16 protein-coding genes are annotated in these 21333 nt (G+C 40.2%); 15 read left to right on the plus strand and 1 reads right to left on the minus strand.

Annotated features, from left to right (window positions below; all coding sequences use genetic code 11):
* Position 1 precedes the first annotated feature (1 nt).
* From ESA94_RS10315 to ESA94_RS10380, 15 genes are all read left to right on the plus strand, one after another.
* On the plus strand, positions 2-1285 hold the full coding sequence (locus ESA94_RS10315) for a quinol:cytochrome C oxidoreductase (RefSeq protein ID WP_129130808.1): 1284 nt from the start codon (positions 2-4) through the stop codon (positions 1283-1285).
* Positions 1286-1334: 49 nt separating this feature from the next.
* A complete protein-coding gene (locus ESA94_RS10320) occupies positions 1335-2441 on the plus strand; it encodes a cytochrome c oxidase subunit II (RefSeq protein WP_129130809.1) in 1107 nt (368 codons plus the stop codon).
* A gap of 35 nt (positions 2442-2476) precedes the next feature.
* Positions 2477-4291, plus strand: coding sequence for a cytochrome c oxidase subunit I (locus ESA94_RS10325; protein WP_129130810.1), 1815 nt, complete (start codon positions 2477-2479; stop codon positions 4289-4291).
* A 38-nt stretch (positions 4292-4329) separates the two neighbouring features.
* The gene (cyoE, locus tag ESA94_RS10330) at positions 4330-5250 is read left to right on the plus strand and encodes a heme o synthase (RefSeq protein WP_240671026.1); all 921 of its coding nucleotides are present in this window, start codon (positions 4330-4332) and stop codon (positions 5248-5250) included.
* Between the two features lie 58 nt (positions 5251-5308).
* Complete coding sequence (locus ESA94_RS10335; protein ID WP_240671027.1) at positions 5309-5866, plus strand: cytochrome c oxidase subunit 3; 558 nt, start codon at positions 5309-5311, stop codon at positions 5864-5866.
* Positions 5867-5901: 35 nt separating this feature from the next.
* Positions 5902-6573, plus strand: coding sequence for a cytochrome c oxidase subunit 3 (locus tag ESA94_RS10340; RefSeq protein ID WP_129130812.1), 672 nt, complete (start codon positions 5902-5904; stop codon positions 6571-6573).
* A 38-nt stretch (positions 6574-6611) separates the two neighbouring features.
* Positions 6612-7052, plus strand: coding sequence for a cytochrome C oxidase subunit IV family protein (locus ESA94_RS10345; RefSeq protein WP_129130813.1), 441 nt, complete (start codon positions 6612-6614; stop codon positions 7050-7052).
* An 82-nt stretch (positions 7053-7134) separates the two neighbouring features.
* On the plus strand, positions 7135-7833 hold the full coding sequence (locus tag ESA94_RS10350; protein ID WP_129130814.1) for an SCO family protein: 699 nt from the start codon (positions 7135-7137) through the stop codon (positions 7831-7833).
* Between the two features lie 19 nt (positions 7834-7852).
* Positions 7853-8428, plus strand: coding sequence for a DUF420 domain-containing protein (locus tag ESA94_RS10355; RefSeq protein ID WP_129130815.1), 576 nt, complete (start codon positions 7853-7855; stop codon positions 8426-8428).
* 263 nt (positions 8429-8691) lie between these two features.
* The gene (locus tag ESA94_RS10360; protein WP_129130816.1) at positions 8692-13008 is read left to right on the plus strand and encodes a gliding motility-associated C-terminal domain-containing protein; all 4317 of its coding nucleotides are present in this window, start codon (positions 8692-8694) and stop codon (positions 13006-13008) included.
* 43 nt (positions 13009-13051) lie between these two features.
* Positions 13052-14077, plus strand: a complete 1026-nt coding sequence (locus ESA94_RS10365; protein WP_129130817.1) for a PorP/SprF family type IX secretion system membrane protein — start codon at positions 13052-13054, stop codon at positions 14075-14077.
* Positions 14078-14114: 37 nt separating this feature from the next.
* The gene (locus ESA94_RS10370; RefSeq protein WP_129130818.1) at positions 14115-16151 is read left to right on the plus strand and encodes an OmpA family protein; all 2037 of its coding nucleotides are present in this window, start codon (positions 14115-14117) and stop codon (positions 16149-16151) included.
* 326 nt (positions 16152-16477) lie between these two features.
* Positions 16478-16654 carry a hypothetical protein gene (locus ESA94_RS21425; RefSeq protein WP_164972700.1) on the plus strand — a complete coding sequence of 59 codons (177 nt, stop codon included), beginning with the start codon at positions 16478-16480 and terminating at the stop codon, positions 16652-16654.
* Positions 16655-16955: 301 nt separating this feature from the next.
* On the plus strand, positions 16956-17876 hold the full coding sequence (locus ESA94_RS10375; RefSeq protein WP_164972701.1) for a thioredoxin-like domain-containing protein: 921 nt from the start codon (positions 16956-16958) through the stop codon (positions 17874-17876).
* Positions 17877-18173: 297 nt separating this feature from the next.
* On the plus strand, positions 18174-19454 hold the full coding sequence (locus tag ESA94_RS10380) for a TlpA family protein disulfide reductase (protein WP_129130820.1): 1281 nt from the start codon (positions 18174-18176) through the stop codon (positions 19452-19454).
* 55 nt (positions 19455-19509) lie between these two features.
* Here the strand turns inward: ESA94_RS10380 and ESA94_RS10385 are convergent, their stop codons facing one another.
* Entirely contained in the window at positions 19510-21210 is a 1701-nt protein-coding gene (locus ESA94_RS10385; protein WP_129130821.1) for a CHASE3 domain-containing protein, read from the minus strand.
* Positions 21211-21333: the final 123 nt, after the last annotated feature.

Below are 21333 nucleotides of genomic sequence, written 5' to 3' on the forward strand. Positions count from 1 at the left end.
AATGGCACTGAAAGAACAATTTGAAATACCAGGCGGATTAAAAAAATGGAGTTATGCATTGATGGGTGTAGGTGTATTAACACTCATCCTCGGTGTAGTGTTTCTGCATCCGTTTTCTGCCGGTCACGGTGAAGGTCATGGCGCAGAAGCGTATGGTGCTACCAAATTCTGGATGGCATTAATGCACAACGGTATCTTCTGGTTACTGGTTGTAGCAGCCAGCTTCTTCTTTATCTCGGCCACAACATTGGCACAGGCTGGATGGCCGTTGGTATTCCGTCGTGTTCCTGAAGCAATTTCAGGTGGTATTAATGTATTAGGCCCTATTGCACTCGTTATTCTTTTAGGCTATGTATGGATTTCTAAAGACCATCATATTTATCACTGGAAAGATGTTGAGCATGTAAAGCACGATGAGAAATTATTACATAAGAGTGGTTTCTTAAACCCAATGTTCTATACCATTTTATCTGTTACTGCCGTTGGTTTGTGGATGTGGTTCCGCCATTCGTTCCGTAAACTTTCACTTGCAGAAGATCTTGCACAAAAAGGCGAACGTTCTCATTACTGGAAGTCGTTGGCTATTGCAGCAGCTTTCCTTGTAACATACGGTTTAACGGTGTTGAGTACATTGCCATGGATGTGGTTAATGAGTATTGATGCGCATTGGTACAGCACCATGTACAGCTGGTACACATTTGCAAGCTCATGGGTTGCAGGTATTTCACTCATCATGTTGTTTGTGGTGTACCTGAAAAACCAGGGATACCTTGAATATGTAAACGAAGAGCACATTCACGATATTGGTAAGTTCATGTTTGCGTTTTCTGTGTTTTGGACTTATCTCTGGTTCTCTCAGTTTATGTTGATCTGGTATAGTAACCAGCCTGAAGAAACGGCTTACTTCGTTGATCGTTTAGGTTACGGTGGTAAAGGTGAAGGTATTTTCAGGGGTATCTTCCTGTTGAACCTCATCATTAACTTCCTCGCTCCATTGTTAATTCTGATGCGTCGTGGTTCGAAACGTAACTACACTGTTGTAACGTTGATGGCAGTAATCATCATCTTTGGTCACTGGCTCGATTTCTATCAAATGATCACTCCCGGTCCTTTGAAAGAATTGGGTAAAGAATCAAACTCAATCAGCCATTTCGTATTCAGTCTTGGTGTGGGTGCAGGATTCCTCGGTTTGGTTATTTTCCTTACAGCGAAGCACTTAACCAAAGCGCCGTTGTTGCCGAAGAACCATCCGTTGGTGAAAGAAAGTATTATTCACCATACCTGATAACTGAACGTAAAAAACAATTGACCAACTATAAATAATTGCGCAAGCTATGACTACTACAACATATCTGATCATTGCAGCTGCCGTCCTGGTGTTTATTGTCATCTTCCAGATTTCGAAGGCCAGCGAATATGTGAGTGTATTAAAAGGTGAAGAAACATCACGCAAGCAAAACAACCGCATCAACGGTTTTATGCTGCTTGGATTTATGATTGTAGGCTTTATTGCTGTTTACTATTGCAATAAGCTTTTGTATAAAACCACATTGTTTCCTCAGGGTTCTGCATCGGTAGAAGGTGAAGATTTCGATGAAATGTTTATGATCACTACAGCTGTTACAGGCTTAGTGTTTGTACTTACACAGTTTCTCCTTTTCTTTTTTGCATGGAAATACCAGGAGAAAGAAGGACGTAAAGCCTTTTACTTTCCCCACAACAATAAACTGGAGTTGATCTGGACTGTTGTTCCTGCCATCTTCTTAACAGTATTGGTTGTATTTGGTTTGCGTTCATGGTTCCGCATTACATCAGACGCTCCAAAAGGTGCATTGGAAGTTGAAATTGTTGGTAAGCAATTTGGCTGGATGATGCGTTATCCCGGTAAAGACAAAATTTTCGGTAAAACATATTTCCGTGTTATCAGCGATGAAAACAGCAATCCTTTCGGACAGATTTTTCAAGACGATGAAACGCTGAAGCTGAAAGCTGATCCAACAAATTTTGATGATGTTGTTACAACACAAACCATGTACATCGTTAAAGGTCGTCCGGTTAAATTGATCATCGGCAGCCGTGATGTAATTCATGATGTTGGTTTAAATCATTTCCGTTTGAAAATGGATGCAGTACCAGGTATTCCAACAACACTTTGGTTTACGCCTAAGTACACTACCAAAGAAATGAAAGAGCGTACCGGCAATCCGAATTTCGTATATGAAATTGCCTGCGATCAGATGTGTGGTAACGGTCACTACTCGATGAAAGGTATTATTGAAGTAGTTACACAGGAAGAGTTTGATGTGTGGATGGCGAAACAAAAGCCCAACTACTACACAGCGTTTCCTGATAAAGAACCCGGTGTTGTAAAACCTGCTGCTGCAGATTCAACAGCAGCTGCAACAGCTGCAGAAAAAACAACTGTAGCCATCAACAAATAATTGTATCGTAAAACGAATTGTATAAAAAAGAGATTATGAGTAACGAGACATCACATGTGCATTCTTCTACTGTAAGCGTTCCGCATGAAACGCATCATGAAGTGCATCATGGTCATCACCATGAAACCTTCCTTACGAAGTATGTATTCAGTCAGGATCATAAAACCATTGCCAAGCAGTTTTTGATTACCGGTATGTTCTGGGCATTGCTGGGTGGTTTGTTCTCTGTTATTTTCCGTTTGCAACTTGGTTTTCCCGATGCAAAATTTCCCTGGATGGAAGCTTTGCTGGGCGAATGGGCAAAAGGCGGTCAGTTACAAGCCGAAGCATATTATGCATTGGTAACTATGCACGGAACGGTGTTGGTATTCTTTGTATTAACAGCGGGCTTAAGTGGCACGTTCTCTAATTTTTTAATTCCTTTACAGGTTGGTGCACGTGATATGGCATCGCCTTTCATGAATATGCTTTCTTACTGGTTCTTTTTTGTAGCCAGTATCGTAATGCTTTCTTCATTATTTGTACAAACAGGTCCTTTCAGTGGTGGTTGGACAGCTTACCCTCCGTTGAGTGCGTTGGGAGAAGCATCACCTGGTTCTAAAGTTGGTATGGATTTGTGGTTGGTGTCGATGGCATTGTTTGTTGTATCATCGTTACTTGGTGGTTTGAATTACATTGCTACAGTACTGAACATGCGTACAAAGGGTATGAGCATGACTCGCTTGCCTCTAACAATCTGGGCATTCTTCTTTACAGCTGTATTGGGTGTATTATCATTCCCTGTATTATTCTCTGGTTTTATCTTATTGATCTTTGATCGTCACTTCGGAACAAGCTTCTACTTAAGTGATATCTATATTAACGGGCAAGCCTTACCGAATGAAGGTGGTAGTGCAATTCTCTATCAGCACTTGTTCTGGTTCTTAGGTCACCCTGAGGTGTACATCATCCTGTTACCTGCAATGGGTATGGCATCAGAAATTCTTTCGGTTAACAGCCGCAAACCGATCTTCGGTTATATGGCCATGATCGGATCGTTGTTCGCCATTACAATTCTGGCCTTCCTTGTATGGGCACACCATATGTTTGTAACAGGTCTCAATCCGTTCCTCGGTGCATTCTTTGTACTGTTAACATTGTTGATCGCTGTACCAAGTGCCATCAAAGTATTTAACTGGTTAACTACAATCTGGAGAGGTAATATCCGCTTTACACCTGCAATGCTTTTTGCATTGGGCTTTGTAAGCTTGTTCATCTCCGGTGGTTTAACAGGTATCTTTTTAGGTAACTCTGCATTGGATATTCAATTACACGATACTTATTTCGTAATTGCACACTTCCACATTGTAATGGGTGTGGCAAGTATGTTCGGTATGTTCGCAGGTATTTACCATTGGTATCCGAAAATGTATGGCCGTTACCTCAACAACACACTTGGTTATATCCACTTCTGGGTAACCATGGTTGGTGCTTACCTCATCTTCTGGCCTATGCACTACGAAGGTTTAGCAGGTATGCCACGCCGTTACTACAAGTACGATATCTGGGAATCGTTTAAACAATTTGGTGAGTTGAATAAGTTCATCAGTGTTGTAGCAATCATCGTATTCCTTATTCAAATACTGTTCATCTTTAACTTCTTCTACAGTATCTGGAAAGGAAGAAAAGTAACAACACAAAACCCATGGGGTGCAAATACATTGGAATGGACCACACCAATCAATCCGGGACACGGCAACTGGGATGGTGAAATTCCGGAAGTACACCGCTGGGCATACGATTACGGTAAAGACGGGCAAGATCACATTGCTCAAACTGTACCTGTAAGCGCAAACGAGAGTAAACATTAATTGAACCGGCACAAGCGTGTCGATATTGATTGAACATTTTGAGCAATAAACAGGCAGATAGCAAGCAGCCCAAAACGGGTATAAGAGGTAAGATAGAAGACTACAGACAGCTCATTAAGTTTACGCTCAGTTTTACGGTGGTGTTTAGCAGTGTAATTGCATACATGCTTGCGCCAAACGTAGTTGAATATGATTTTGGAAGCATTCTGTTGTTGTTGTTAGGTGGTATGCTTGTTACAGGCAGTGCCAACGCCATCAACCAGATTGCAGAAAAAGATACAGACGCAGTAATGAAACGTACCGGTACAAGACCGGTAGCAAGCGGGAGAATGAGTGTGCAGGAAGCCACCACCTTTGCCTTCATTGCTGCAATAATTGGTTCTTTGATTTTGGGTTTGTACTTCAGTTGGTACGCAGCAGGCTTATCGCTGTTTAGTTTATTTATTTACGGCTTTGTATATACGCCGCTTAAAAAAGTAAACTCTATTGCTGTATTGGTTGGTGCGGTGCCCGGTGCACTACCTTGCTTAATTGGCTGGGCTGCTGCTTACGATGATGTAAATTTTTCGTGGACAGGTGGCTGGATCTTATTTGCAATTCAGTTCCTCTGGCAGTTTCCGCATTTCTGGGCAATAGCCTGGGTTGCGCATACCGATTACAGTAAAGCCGGGTTTAAGTTACTGCCATCCGATAAAGGACCAACGAAGTTTACCGCCATTCAAACAATTATTTATTCGTTGTTGATGGTACCTGTTGGCATGCTCCCATATTTTTTCAGCATGAGTGGTGTTGTAAGCATGTGGATACTGATTGCGGCAAACCTGTTTATGGTTGTACAATGTGTACGACTGTATTTTAATATGGATGTAAAGAGTGCAAGAAGAGTAATGTTCAGCAGTTACATTTATTTACCAATTGTACTGCTTGCTTTACTGGCCGATAAAATTGCACAGCAATAACAAAAGTGAAACTGTGAAAACAGTTGCTAATAAAAGCGATTGAAAGATGGAGACGGTTATGAGCAGTGAACGAACACAAAAAATGCATCCCCACCGCTTTACGTTGTGGGTAGCTATTGGAAGTATTTCGATGATGTTTGCCGGTTTTACCAGCGCATACATTGTAAAAAGTAACCAGGCCGGATGGGAAGCCGTTCAGGTACCAAAGATCTTTTATTTATCTACATTGCTTATTATCCTAAGCAGCGTTACGGTTTTCCTGGCGCAAAAGGCAATGAAAGCAAGAGAAATGGCGAAGTATCGGTTGCTGATTTCGGGAACGGTAGTCTTAGGTTTGGCTTTTGTAGCAACACAGTTTATTGGATTTTCTGAACTGTGGGCAACCAAGATCACTTTTCGTGACAGCGTAGCCGGATCGTTCTTTTACATTATTACAGGTGTGCATGCACTGCATGTTATAGGCGGTATAATAGCATTAGCTGTTTTGTTTTTCAGAGCATACAACAGCAAAACAAAATATTACAGTACTGCACCTGTTGAAACAGCCGGGTTATACTGGCACTTTGTAGATATTTTATGGATTTACCTGTTTGTATTTTTCTTACTGGTATCCTGATTTTTTAAAAATTGAGAACAATTAAAAACTGATAAATGGCACAAACAGTAGCAGCAAACACAAAATGGTGGAGTGGTGGTAAAAGCCCCTTCAATGTGGAGTATGGCAAGTTGATGATGTGGTATTTCTTAATGAGTGATGCGTTTACATTCGGCGCATTTTTGATTGCGTACGGTACAGTACGTGTATCGAGCCCATCATGGCCCGATCCAAACTTTGTGTTTCAATCTTTTCCTTTCCTTGGCAGCGGTATGCCACTGGTGTTTGTGAGTTTAATGACGTTTATCCTCATTGTAAGTTCGGTTACAATGGTATTGGCTGTACACGAAGGTCATCATGGAAATAAGAAAGGTGTTATTAAATGGATGATCTGGACCATTGTTGGTGGTTTAGCTTTCTTGAGCTGCCAGGCTTGGGAGTGGACACATTTACATCACGAAGGTGCATGGTGGGGTCGCAATCCTTTCCCGAATGCAGATGGTACAGTTGCTACTACCAACTTCTCTAACTTCTTCTTTACCATTACAGGTTTCCACGGTTTCCACGTGTTTTCAGGTGTGGTGATCAATATCATCATCACCATCATGACATGGAAAGGTGTGTTTGAAAGAAGAGGTCATTATCTGATGATTGAGAAAGTTGGTTTGTACTGGCACTTTGTAGATCTGGTATGGGTGTTTGTATTCTTATTCTTCTATCTCGTTTAACCGTATTCAACAAACTATTATTCTGAAATAATTTATATATGGAACATCAAACATTTGGCGGTGAAGTAACTTATCCGCACAGCGCACCAACCGATGATTCAAAAAAGCGAATCTGGAAAACAACAATTTTGCTTTCTGTTATTACAGTTATCGAATTAGGATTAGGTTATTTGCTTTATGCTACAGACTTTGGCGATACTGCTGTAATGATGATCAAAGGAATTATTATTATTCTCTCTCTTGCAAAAGCGTTTTACATTGTTTCTATTTTCATGCACCTTGGCGATGAAATCAGAAACATGATCATGACCATTGTTGTACCGTTGGCATTGTTCATCTGGTTCATCGTTGCTTTTTTATGGGATGGTAATTCATGGAAAAATCTTCGTAACGAATATCGTCCGAAGGATCCGGTGAAATATGAACAAAAAGCAGAACCGGCTCATGGCGGCGGCGCACATGAAGGCGGATTGAAATAATTAGAAGAGTTGATTCATATTCGTCCCGGTTTTCCTTTGCAGGAGTATCGGGACGATTTTTTTAGCAGCGAATGAAACGTGTATGAGTAAAAAAGGACTTTTTGGTTTATTGCTTGCGGTTGGCGTACCCGTAATATCGTATTACATTGTTAAGTTTACCAGCGAAGGATCGGTAGATATGCCGAGGCATTATTTTTTTGACACGGTAATTGAGAAAACCGAAAAAGGAAAACTGGTAAAAGATACCGTATGGCATAAGGTAGCCAACTTTACATTTACCAATCAGCTGAACAAATCTGTTAGTGTTGATTCGTTGAAAGGAAAGATCCTGGTTGTTGATTATTTCTTCACCCGTTGCCCGAACCCCTGCCCAACACTAACACGCAACATGAAAAAAATGCAGGACGCATTTTTGAAAAATGATTCACTCGTACATTTTATTTCGTTAACTGTAGATCCGTCAAGAGACAGTGTTGAAGCATTGAAACGTTACGCCGATAAGTACAAGGTGCGTCACAACAACTGGTGGTTTTTAACGGGCGATAAGCAGACAATTTATAAGCTGGCTTACGATGAGTTTAAAGCTGCAACCATTGATGGCGGTGAAGTTGATACAGCCTTTCTGCATACCAATAAATTTTATTTACTGGATAGAGACAGAGTAATACGAGGCTGGTACGATGGCACTGATAGCATTGCAATGGCTAAACTTGCAAAAGATATCGGGTTGCTCTTCCTTGAAAAAGACAAAAAGAAAAAGCGAAACCTGTTTAGGAAATAATTTCAAAGTATAAATACAAATGTCAAGTTACAGAGAGCACAGACGTGGCAAAGCATTACCACCTGCAATAGAAAAAAATGATAAGCTGGCATACATCCTTATTTTTCTTGTAAGCATTATTGTTTTTGTTGCCGTTGCTTTTTTAAGCAGAATTGAAGTAAATGTAAACCTGGGATTTGATAAACACATCTTTGCCCGACTGAATGCATTGATCAATACATTCGTTGCTTTATTCTTACTCGGGGCGTTGTTTGCAGTTAAGGATAAACGTTACCGTACACATAAAAAGTTAATGATGTGGGCTATCGGTTTTTCGGTAGTGTTTCTTGTATCGTACATCTGTCATCACTTATTTACCGGTGAAACAAGCTATGGCGGTAGTGGTCTTATAAAACTGGTTTACTATTTTATTCTCATTACACATATTGTTTTAGCAGGTATCATTCTGCCGTTCATTTTGTTTACAGCTTATCGTGGATTAACAGCAGAGTTTCATAAACATAAAAAGCTGGCCCGCATTACATGGCCTTTATGGTTTTATGTTGCAGTTACAGGAGTAATTGTATATATCATGATAAGTCCGTATTACAGTTAGAACGATATTTATATTGATTTTGAAATTGGGAATTATTCATCGTAATGGTTCCCATTTTTTGTTACCGCAATTTTCTGCAACTGTTCATTTAATACACAAAAGGGATACGTAATTTTCGAAATAGCGGGCACTATCATTGTCCTTGTATTGCTAAGTAGAAACCCACAATTTTACGGGAAAAATACGGAAACTGTAGTTTATCAACAGTTTATACACTAAATTTATAGTTCTAATTAGCCTATCAAAGAACTAACAGCTAGAAAATGAAATCCAAAAATCCAATTGCCTTAGCAGGAACTATTGTTCTGCTATTGCTTTCCATCTTCTCTCATGCGCAATCGATCGGAACATTCGCATCTGCAGTTTGGGTAACAGATTGCAATCAAAGTAATTTTTATAATACATCCGGAACAGGAGCTAATTTAATTGGCCCCTCAGGTAATGTATATGATAACATGAGCTTTGGTGCGCATACGCAAAATTCCGGTACGCTTGTATTAAGAGGTGCAGAAGTGAAAACCTTTAAAAATCCTGCATCCTCTAATGTATGTTCGGTACGTTTGAATTATCGTGTTTACCCACAAGGAAGTCCTTCAGGAATTTTTACAAGTATCGATCTGCCATTTGTTGACGATTGTAATGCAGGTTCTTTTCCATCCGGCGGACCCTGTGCCAACGGCGATCAAAAATGGCAACGTGTAATTGCAGATGGTACAACCACACCTTATGCTCCGGTGAACCTTACCAGTTATGCTCCCGGTAATTATGTATTGGAAGTATATTATGAAGTAAGCGGATCAAACTCTTCAACTTCTCTTTGTAACGAAACTGTTACATTAAATAACGGTGGCGCCAATTATAAATCAACTTTTTCTATTCAGGCACCAACATTATCCAGTAATAACCCAACAAGCTGTAACGGAACAGAAGGTTCTGTTACCATTAACGGCTTAGTACCTGGTACAAGCTATTCCATTTCTTATACAGATGATGGTAATGCAGTTGGTCCTGTAACAATTGTGGCCAACGGATCGGGCCAGGCAATCATTACCGGTTTAAATGCAGGTGTGTACTCGGGTTTTGCAATTACAGTGAACGGTTGTACAACCAATCTTTTCTCAGGTGTAATTTTATCGAACCCGATCTTTGTTCCATCATTTACTGCAATAGCTCCGTTCTGCGCAGGCACAACTGCACCAACACTGCCGGCAACATCAAACAACGGTATCAGCGGTACATGGAATCCTGCAACAGTTAGTAATACTACATCGGGCTCATACACATTTACTCCTGCAACAGGACAATGTGGTTTGCCCGTAACAATCAACATTACTGTTACTCCACGAACAACGCCAACGTTCAGCATACCTGCAAGTATTTGTAATGGCGCAACAGCACCACTACTGCCCACCACATCTAACAATGGTATCAGTGGTACATGGAGCCCATCAACAGTTAGTAACACTACATCGGGTTCTTATACTTTTACGCCCAACGCTTCGGCTTGTGCAAACCCGGTTACAATTAATATAACAGTAAACCCTGTTATTACACCAACGTTTGCATTTGGTACGAGCGTGAGTATTTGTGCAGGGGCAGCAGCACCAACACTGCCAACAACATCAAGCAATGGTATAACAGGTACATGGAGTCCTGCAACTGTAAGCAATACAACAAGCGATACGTACACGTTTACGCCAACAGCAGGACAATGTGCAACCTCACAAACATTATCTGTAACAGTTAACCCTGTTGTTACACCAAGCTTCAGCTTTGGAACAAGCTTAACCATTTGTAATGGAGATGCGGTTCCTGCATTGCCAAACACATCAAGTAATGGTATCACCGGTACCTGGAGCCCTTCAACTGTAAGTAACACCGCAAGTGGTACCTACACCTTTACACCAACAGCGGGACAATGTGCTACAACACAAACATTTACCGTAACAGTAAATCCGATTGTAACACCAACCTTCAGCTTTGGTACAACACTTATCATTTGTGATGGAGGTACTGTACCTGTATTACCAAACACATCAAGCAACGGTATTAACGGTACATGGAGCCCTGCAACAGTAAGCACTACTGCAAGCGGTACGTATACCTTTACACCAACAGCCGGGCAATGTGCAACAACACAAACATTTACTGTAACAGTAAATCCGAATATTACACCAACATTTAGTTTTGGTACAAGTGTAAGCATCTGCTCAGGAGCAACAGCACCAACGTTGCCAACAACATCAAGCAATGGTATTACCGGTACATGGAGCCCTGCAACAGTGAGCAATACTGCAAGCGGAACGTACACATTTACACCAACAGCGGGACAGTGTGCTACAACAACCACCCTTTCAGTAACAGTTAATCCGAATGTTACACCTGCATTTGCGTTTGGTACAAGCTTAACAATTTGCAGCGGCGGCTCTGTTCCTGCGTTACCATCAACATCAGATAATGGTATTACCGGTACATGGAGCCCTGCAACAGTAAGTAACACAGCAAGCGGTACGTATACCTTTACACCAACGGCCGGACAATGTGCTACAACAACAACATTTACTGTAACAGTAAATCCGAATATTACACCAACGTTCAGCTTTGGTACTACGCTTACTATTTGTAATGGCGGAACAGTTCCTGCATTACCAAATACATCATCAAATAGTATTACCGGTACATGGAGCCCTGCAACTGTAAGCACTACAGCAAGCGGAACGTATACCTTTACACCAACAGCCGGGCAATGTGCTACAACAACAACATTTACTGTAACAGTAAATCCGAATATTACACCAACGTTCAGCTTTGGTACAACGCTGAGCATTTGCAGTGGCGGAACAGTTCCTGCATTACCAACAACATCTACCAATAATATTACCGGTACGTGGAGTCCTGCAACGGTAAGTAACACAGCAAGTGGAACGTACACATTTACACCAACAGCGGGACAGTGTGCAACTACACAAACATTTACTGTAACAGTTAGTGCGAACAATACACCAACATTTAGTTTTGGTACAACATTAACCATTTGCAGCGGCGGAACAGTACCGGCATTGCCAACAACATCAAGCAATGGTATTACCGGCACATGGAGTCCTGCAACTGTAAGTAATACTGCAAGTGGCACATATACCTTTACACCAACAGCGGGGCAGTGTGCAACAACACAAACATTTACCGTAACAGTTAATCCGAATATTACTCCGGCATTTAGTTTTGGTACAGCCTTGAGTATTTGTAATGGCGCTGCTGCACCAGCATTACCAACAACATCAACAAATGGTATAACAGGTACGTGGAGCCCATCTTCAATTGATAACACTACAAGCGGAACGTATACGTTTACACCAACAGCCGGTTTGTGTGCAACTACCACAACATTAACTGTAACAGTTAACCCGATACTTACACCAACATTTAGTTTTGGTGCAACTGCAAGTATTTGTGCAAACAGTACAGCACCTGTTTTACCAACACGATCTGTAAATGGTATTAATGGTACATGGAGCCCGGCAACTGTAAGTAATACAGCAAGTGGTACCTATACCTTTACGCCAAACGCAGGCGAATGCGGAACAAGTACAACCTTTACGGTAACAGTAGTTCCGAATACAGTTCCAACCTTCAGCTTTGGTACAACACTTTCAATTTGTAACGGCGGAGTTGTACCTGCATTACCAACAACATCAAGTAACGGTGTTACCGGTACATGGAGCCCTGCAACTGTAAGTACAACTGCAAGTGGTACATATACGTTTACACCAACAGCAGGTGTATGTGCAACCACACAAACATTTACAGTAACAGTAAATCCAATACTTACCCCAACCTTCAGCTTTGGTACAAGTGCTTCAATCTGTATCGGATCAACAGTACCTGCATTACCTGCAACATCAACCAACGGTGTAACCGGTACATGGAGTCCTGCAACCGTAAGCAACCAAGCCGATGCTGTGTATACCTTTACACCAACAGCCGGACAGTGTGCTGTAAACACAACCTATACTGTACAGGTAAATCAAATACCGGTTGTAACTGCTCCTGCAAATATTACTGTTAATGATGGTGCAGTAGTTCCTGCAACTGTGTTTACAATAACACCTGCATCGGGTGTAACCATCAACTGGACAAATTCAAACCCCGCAATTGGATTAGCAGCATCGGGTACAGGTAATGTGCCGCAGTTTACTGCAACCAATACAGGTAATACAGATATCACAGCAACAATTACAGTAACACCACGTATTAACGGTTGTATCGGTACACCGGTTACTTATACCATTACTGTAAAAGCATTGAACAAAGATGTGTTTGTGCCAAACGTATTCTCACCAAATGGAGATGGTAAGAATGATGTGCTGCGTGTGTATGGCAACTACATTAACAAAGTAGAGATGCGCATCTTTAACCAGTGGGGTCAGCAAATTGCATTCATCAATAACCAGTCGCAGGCATGGGATGGTACACAGAACGGTAAACCACAACCTGTAGGTGTATATGTATTTGTGCTGCGTGCTGTAATGACGGATGGCCGCACCATCGATCAGAAAGGTTCAATAACCCTTGTACGTTAATCTTGAAAACAAACAACATTCAAAATCTTATATCTGCTATAAAATGAAAAATAAATTCATCACACAACAGGGGTTATTTACAGCATGCCTGCTTTTGGTTAGCGTGCTTCAATCCTTTGCGCAGACAGATCCGCACTTTACCCAAAACTATACTTATCCCATGTACATCAATCCTGCAATGACAGGTGGAAGTGATGGTGAGTATCGTGTATCGGGTGTGTACCGTAACCAATGGGGAAGCATTACAAACCCTTACAGTACAACCGGTGTTTCGTTTGATACACGTACAAACAAAAACATTGCGTTGGGTGTAAATCTGCTCAACCAGAAAGCAGGAGACGGTGGTTTTAATTATCTCAACGCTCAGGTGTCGGTAGCATACACGGGTGTAAAGTTTGGTGCCGATAATAATCATCGTTTAGTATTGGCAGTACAAGGTGGTTTAATCAACCGCAGAGTAGATCAATCGAAATTCAAATGGGGCGATCAATGGAATCCCATCACCGGATACAATTCTAACAATGCCACAAGCGAAAGCTTTGGTACAACACAGTCTACTGTGTTTGATGCAGGTGCAGGGGTTTTGTATTACGATGCCACACCCGATAAAAAGATCAACAGTTTTGCAGGTGTATCGTTCTTTCACATCAACCGTCCGAAAGATCCCATCATTACGTCACAGAGCACATCACTCAATACTATTCCGTTGCGTTATGTAGCACACGGAGGTATCAGTTATAATTTATCGGAACGTACAAGCATTATCCCACATGTGTTGATTAACAGGCAGGGAACTGCAACTGAAGCAATGCTGGGCACTTATGTGCAGTTGAATGTAAATGAAGAAACCGATTTTATGTTTGGTGCTTACTATCGTGTAAAAGATGCAGTAGCTCCGTTTATTGGTGTTGACTGGAAAAATTTTGTGGTGGGTTTAAGTTACGATGTAAATGCATCGAAGCTTGGTGCCAACAACAGAAACGTAAACAGTTTTGAACTGAGCTTATCCTACATCAAACGCAGCGGAACAAGAAGTGTGTTCGACTTTATCCGTTGTGCACGTTTTTAATTGTAAGCCATTCTTTCAATCCACAAACATCTAAGAAATGAAAACCAAACATACCAATAGCTTTTATAAAACAGCCGGCCGAACAGCACTGTGTTTGTTTGCATGTACTGTTATGCAACAGGCAACTGCACAGGTCGATCTACGCATAAAGCAAGCCGAACAATATTATGCAGCAGGCGATTTTCTTACTGCCGCTAATTTATACGAACAGTACTTAAAGCCTTCAGCAAAGGAAAAACCAAAGGCCGATTTTCCTCTCAATGCAAAACATGGTCGCCAGGGAAGCAGCATGGGCAAAGGCGTTACAAAAAACGATCTGTTGTACAAACAGGCCGAAAGTTATCGTCTGGCACATTACTTACCGCAGGCAGCAGAACGTTACAAAGCCGTTGCAGCAGCTGATATGGCTAACTATGCACATGCATTATACTGGTATGCTGTATGCCAGCGTGCATTAGGTAATACCACAGCAGCAGAAGAAAGTTTAAATGAATTTTTAGCAAAGGCAACTGCCAACGATCCGTACAGAGCTGCAGCAGAAAATGAGTTGGCAACATTAAAGTTTGTAAAACAACAAACTGTACGCCCCGATACTGTTATGTACACGTTTAATAAGTTTACGCTGAGTGCAGGTGCAGAAAAAGGAGCTTTTGCACCGCTGCATATTGGCGGCGATCAGTTTATCATCACCGGTACAGAAAAAGATACAGTTGCGCAAGCAGGTGTAAATCCTAATCATAATCGATTGTATGCAGTAAGTCTTGCAAACAATGTGTTGCATGTAAGTGAACCTGTTGCATTGGGTGCTGATGCTTACACGAACCAGGGGGCTGCAACAATAAGCGCCGATGGGAAGCATCTTTATTTTACGCAATGGAAAACAGAAAACGGCAAACAGGTTTTTGCTGTTTATCATGCAACAAAAACTGCAGAAGGGTGGAGTGCAGCTGCTGAAGTTAGTACTGTAAACAAAGGCGGCAGCAGTAAACATCCGCAATTGAGTGCCGATGGTCAGTATTTATTCTTCTCATCCAATCGTGAAGGCGGCAAGGGTGGTTACGATATCTGGTATGCTTCTGTTAATGCCGATGGTAGTGTTGGTGAAGCCGTACATACAGGTGCCGCCATCAATACAGCACACGATGAACAAACACCGTTCTACCACAGCGCAACAAAAACATTGGTGTTTGCAACTGATGGTAAAGCAGGCATGGGTGGATTTGATTTGTTTACAGCAAAAGGCGAAGGAAATAACTGGAGTACTATTGAAAACATGGGCTATCCTGTAAATTCTGTGCGTGATGATGTGTACTTTTTTACAAGCGATAAACAAAACCTGTTGAAGAATGCGGTGTTCAGCAGTGATCGTGGTTCGGAATGTTGCCTGGAAACTTATACCGTTACCAAAGCACCAAAGAAAAAGATCTTTACCGGTAAAGTGGTTGATAAAAAAGATAATCAGCCGGTAGCCAATGCAATTGTACTAATAAATGCAAACGGCAAACAGTTGAAAGTAACAACCGATGCCAATGGCCGTTACACAACAGAAATTGAAACCGATGCAGATGGTACTGTAACAGTAAGCAAACATCGTTATGCTGAAAAGCAATCGGGCATCAACATCATTAATACCGATGAAAGCGATTGGAGCAGCACTAAGTTTACCAACAACGATATTGTGCTCGACCGTAAAATTATTCTTACACCGGAAACAGTGGTAACCGTTTATTTTGATTTTGATAAACACAACATCAAGCCTGATGCTGCTTTCAAACTCGATTCGTTGTATGATATACTGGTGAAGAACCCGGGCGCCATTGTGCAGATCAGCGGTTACACCGATGGTTTGGGTTCGGAAGAATACAACAAGATACTCTCCGACAAACGTGCAAAAGCATGTGCCGATTACTTAATGGCAAAAGGTGTTGATTCAGCACGCATCAGCTTTGAATCGTTTGGTGCATGTTGCCCGGTAGAGATGGAATTGATCAATGGCAGAGATAATGCCGATGGCCGTGCGAAGAACAGAAGAGGATTGATCAACATTTCTTATCCACCAAAAGAAGAGGAATAGGATTTCAGTTAGAATAGAAAAGCCGCATCTATATTTAGGTGCGGCTTTTTTTATTTTATTGTTTTCAGCTATCTGCATGATTAAACAGGTTTAACAAATCGGTTGTTTTTTACAACCGGTAAAAGCTTGCATTTCTTTTTCCTTTTGCAGAGATTAGCTGTTGCAATTAAAGTGTAACAAAGCACTTCATCATTCTTTCCTCTTCGCCATGGAAAGAAAGCCTGCAAGGCGAAAGGTTGCAGTTGCAAATGCAATCTGCAGGCGGTCGCCACTGCGTTCACGGGCTTAAACGAGACGCATTTATTTGTAACTAAAAATTGATTGGAATGAAAAAAATTGAATTTTTAGGTAAGACGTTAGGTAAATACAAACAAAAATCTATTACCAGTGGTCAATCATGTACATATACCTGGCAGGATTCGCAAGGTGTATGGCATATTGAGCATGGAACCTGTTCTGTATACTATACAGGATCTGGCTTGGGTGTACTTTCTAGGCAATGAATTTGTTGGCTATTGCCATACGGCCAGTCATACGCAACCAACAGCTTTAACTTCTAACGGAGGTACAAGCCATTGTTCATGATTCTTTAACAAGGATTGACATCACAAATATGCCAATCCTTTTCAATTTCTTCCAATGATTCAAAAATCGTATTTCTTTCTTTTTATTCTGGTTTGTTTTGCATGTAGAGAAACATCGAAAGACATACAACTGAAGATCGAAATTCAAGACAGCTCAGTCAATGAGCTCTACTTAACCGATGCATACAATTGGGAAAATCCAATCAGTACGGCGAAAAAAGTGAACAGTCTTTTCATCTTTCAGTTACGTAAAAAAGACTTAGCAGAAAGCATTTACAGCCTTAGCTATAAAAATGAGGAAGGCAAACTGAAAAAACTAAACTTCTATAATCATGTGTTGAGCAACGATAGCCAAAAATATGTGGTAGATGCTTTTCTTATCGATAGCTCGTACATTGCTGTAACCCGATCTAAACAACTTAATGGCTACTACACTATAAAGGCAGGAATGGAAACAGAGGTCTTTTTTAAAACACAAATGATGAATTTTGGCTACCTCGACGCCGATCTCTCTAAACGAACGGAGCAATTTCAACTTTACACTCACATCATTAACAACTACCAAGGTTCAATATTTTTACCAAAGAAATTGAATGAAAACAAATCGACATTGAAGAAAGCGGAACTTGCTGCTCTACTCAACGGATTTAACAGCAAGGTATCTAAAAACAACAGCTTTCAGGTATTAAAAAAATATGCTGAAAGCAAAAACGATAATCCGGTTTTTGAGAATTACAAGTTTGAAAACCAGTTGGGCATTGCTACCGAAATTTACAGTTCTAATGCAAAAGTGAACATGATTGTTTTTTGGGCAAGTTGGTGTGCGCCCTGCCGTCAGGAAATACCTGAACTTAAAAAAATAGCTGCGAAATACAAACCCAACCAATTAAATATTGTTAGTATTTCAATTGATGACTCCAGAAAATCCTGGTTGTCTGCTGTTGCAGCAGAACAAATGAACTGGCCTCAGTTAATCATTCCGGAAAACAAAAGACAACAATTAAAAGAACAATTTGAAGTAGGGGCTATTCCATATACTCTATTTTTAGACAGCAAAGGAAAATTGATTTCAAGATTTATTGGCAATGATCAAAATACAGTTTTAGAATATGAACAGATTATAAATGAAAATTTGAAATAAGTTATTTTGTCATCCCGGTTGGCGTTCTCTCAGCCGTTAAAAGAATCAATCACACAAATAGCACACCATCCTCGTTGAGTATTTTCTCCAATCATTAATTCATGAATATATAGGTTCATTTGTTGTTATAAATTGTAGGACTGCTTTTTTTGATAACGCAAACAGTTCATCATCATTGATCCGGTGTAAAGGCTATGTGAAATTGTCGCTGGTCAAAATACACAGCGACGGCTGGCAAAAATAAAATACAGCCTTCTACGTTTTAAGAAAACACCTTAACTGAATTTTTTCAACAAGATGCGTTTCATTTTCCTTATTTTCTTGTTTTTTTCTATTACAGCAACCGCACAAATAGGTAAAACATTTTACACCGTTATCACGCAAAAAGATACCCAGGTAAACAGTGGTCTTGGGGGAACAATGGAACCGTTGCGTATAGTTTCAGTAAATAAGGAAGATAACTCGCAGGTAGTGCGTTATAGTTTTGATATGCGCCACAAGCTTTTTGAAGATTATCAGAAGAAATATATTTCTACAGATAGTTTAGCTCATTTTCAAAGAAAGTATTTGCTCGACACGGCAAATCTTCATAAATGGAAAAAAGAAAATGAACTGCTTGTTTATATTCAAAAAACAAAAGGCAAGTGGAAGATTATTTTCGATGCCAATTATTCAGGCATATTTTCAGATGACCCTGTTTATTTTAGGGACACGTCATTCTTTGCAGATAGGAAATGGTTTACGCAATCATTAAAAGTAAATTTCTGGAATGAGAAAGCTTTTGCAAAAGAGCTTGCTTTTAATCTGATACCTGATGCTGCATTACCTAAGAAGTATACAGATGCCGTTTTTAACACCTGGGGAGGTACGAGAAAAATAACACAAGGCAGGTTGGTAGTAGGTTTGGATAGTTTTCTCGTAAAAATTTATCTGAGTGATCATCACTTAATGTACAGCAAATACAGTGGCAACTTTTCTATTTCAAATGCTAATGAAAATGATTTTCAATTATTTTCTACACCATATCCTGTCTATTCATCTAAAGACAGTTTATATATAGGCAACGAAATACTGATGTTAAATTCAGTAAGTGTGATGGGCGATACCATTGTATTTAAAAAAGTGGGAGAAAACGAAACATTCAAAGGCGTACAACCCGGAGCAATCTTGAAATCTGTTTATGGTACAAATTTTAGCACCGGTGCATTTGAAGATATTGGTTTAAAACGAACTGATTCGAAATATACCTTGCTTCATTTTTGGGGTTCCTGGTGTGGGCCGTGTATTGCCAATCTGCCAAAATTGAAAGTATTTGCAGATATCAATAATCAAAAAGTAGAGATTGTCGGTCTTCCTTTCGAACAGCAACAGGATGTGGCAAAGACAAAGAAACTGATTCAGCAATACCAGCTCAACTGGAAACAGATTATACAGTTAAGAGATCATCCTTTTCAAAAGCCAGATATGGTAAAGCAATTGGCAATCGCTCATTTTCCAACGTACATGCTTATCGACAACAATGGAAGAATTCTTGTTCGAAGTTCGAACCTTGATGATGTGACCCTGATTGTAAACTAAATCATTATCACTTGTTTTCTATAGCTGTACTTATAGTTTAAATAGTTATTTCATTTCAAACACCCTGGTATAAATCTTCCAACTGTAATTCAACTGATAATATAAACCCATTACCCGGGCTTGTAACAATGTCCATTGTGCCATTGTATACACTTAACCTGCTGGCAATGTTTTTCAATCCAATACCTTCTGTTGCCTTTTCTGCACGCATGCCCGTTCCGTTATCACTGATCGTAAGCTGAACAGATTCGTCGGTTGATTCAAGAGAGAATACAACTTTTGTAGCATTGGCATGTTTAATAATATTGGTGCATTGTTCCTGTACGATACGATAAAGTGTAAGTTTCTGTTTTTCACTCAAAAAACTTTCATCAAAATTGTTGAGCTGAATATCAACTTCAATACCAACGATGCCAAGCATATTGCTGGCTATTTTATGAATAAGTTCAACAAATATTTCCTCGCTTAAAAAAGGTGTAACCATTTCGTGTGCAATACGCCTGTTTTCATTAATTACCTGGCCAATTGCATCAATGCACATGTTAATTTGTTTAGCATGCTTTTCGGAACTTGTAATAATTGTTTGTAACAGGAGTTTTGTACCCGCAAGCAACTGGTTAATGTTATCGTGCAACTCCTGCCCGATCACATTCCGCTCTTTTTCCTGCGCATCAATAGCTGTAGCCGTAATTGCTCTTGCAATTTTTTTCTCCTGCTTAAGAAGTTGTTGCTGCAATTCTTTTCTTTCGGAAATATCACGAATGTAGGCACAGGTAAAATTGTTGTTCTCAGCAGTTACATTTATTGCAAAAAACTCAACGGGAAATTCTTTTCCATAGCGGGTAACAACTGTTGTTTCAACGATATGGTCTAAGCTCTCGGCATTTCTCGAAAACAGATAAGACATAATGCCATTTTCTGCGTGCTTGCGGTAGGCTGTTGGTATAATTGTTTGATGAAATGGTTTTTCTTTTACTTCATCGAACGACCATCCAAAAAGATGTTCGGCCTGGCTGTTCCAGAAAATGATCCTGTTGCTGTCATCAACACAAATAATTGCATCGAGAGAAGCATTCATAATTAGCCTTCTTGTTTCTTCACTGCTTCTCAGAACAAGCTCTTTCTGTTTTTTGAAATGAAGGACAAGCCACCTGAGATTAAGTACCAATAACATAAAAATGATAAAGAGCATTGCAAACAGGAACACGTTCATATGACGCAATGCCACTTCGTTCTCTTTCCTTTTTTGCTGAAGATGGTTATTTTGAAGCGCATTTATCCGCACACCAAATCTCCGTATACTATCTGTATATCTTTTACCAACGCCACTTGCTATCAACAGGCGGGCCTCATCGGCATTCTGCAGCATTTTGGTTTTGATCAGTAATCGGGAAAAAACAATGCGTTTGCTAATGAGTGGTTTCAGCGAATCATTGAATATTGATTTAATGTCGTCGCTTTGAATACGATGGCCTAATTGACTGCTGTATGCTTTTAATGTTCGCTCTGATGCATACAGCGGTTCAAGAAAACTTTCATTACCGGTAATAACATAGCCACGGGCACCTGTTTCGTTTTCCATTACGGCAAGTAAAAGCTGTTGTAACTGGTAGCGGATCTCTTCGGAATAAACGGCTTCCTGGTTAGTCTCTCTCAGCGTAACTGTACGCCGAATAGTAATAAAGATGATTGATACAATAAGGATTGTAAATAGTAATAACGCCAGACGTATTGAAGTTCTGATCGACAGTTTCATAGATTTCACTACTTAAATTCAACAAAACAAAGTGGCAACAATGTGGGTTCTGTTCAATTTTTAATAATGATCTTATTAAAATTAATAAACATAAATAAGAATTGCAAATAACTGCGACTGTAT

The sequence above is a fragment of the Lacibacter luteus genome, from assembly GCF_004118265.1.
Taxonomy (GTDB): domain Bacteria; phylum Bacteroidota; class Bacteroidia; order Chitinophagales; family Chitinophagaceae; genus Lacibacter; species Lacibacter luteus.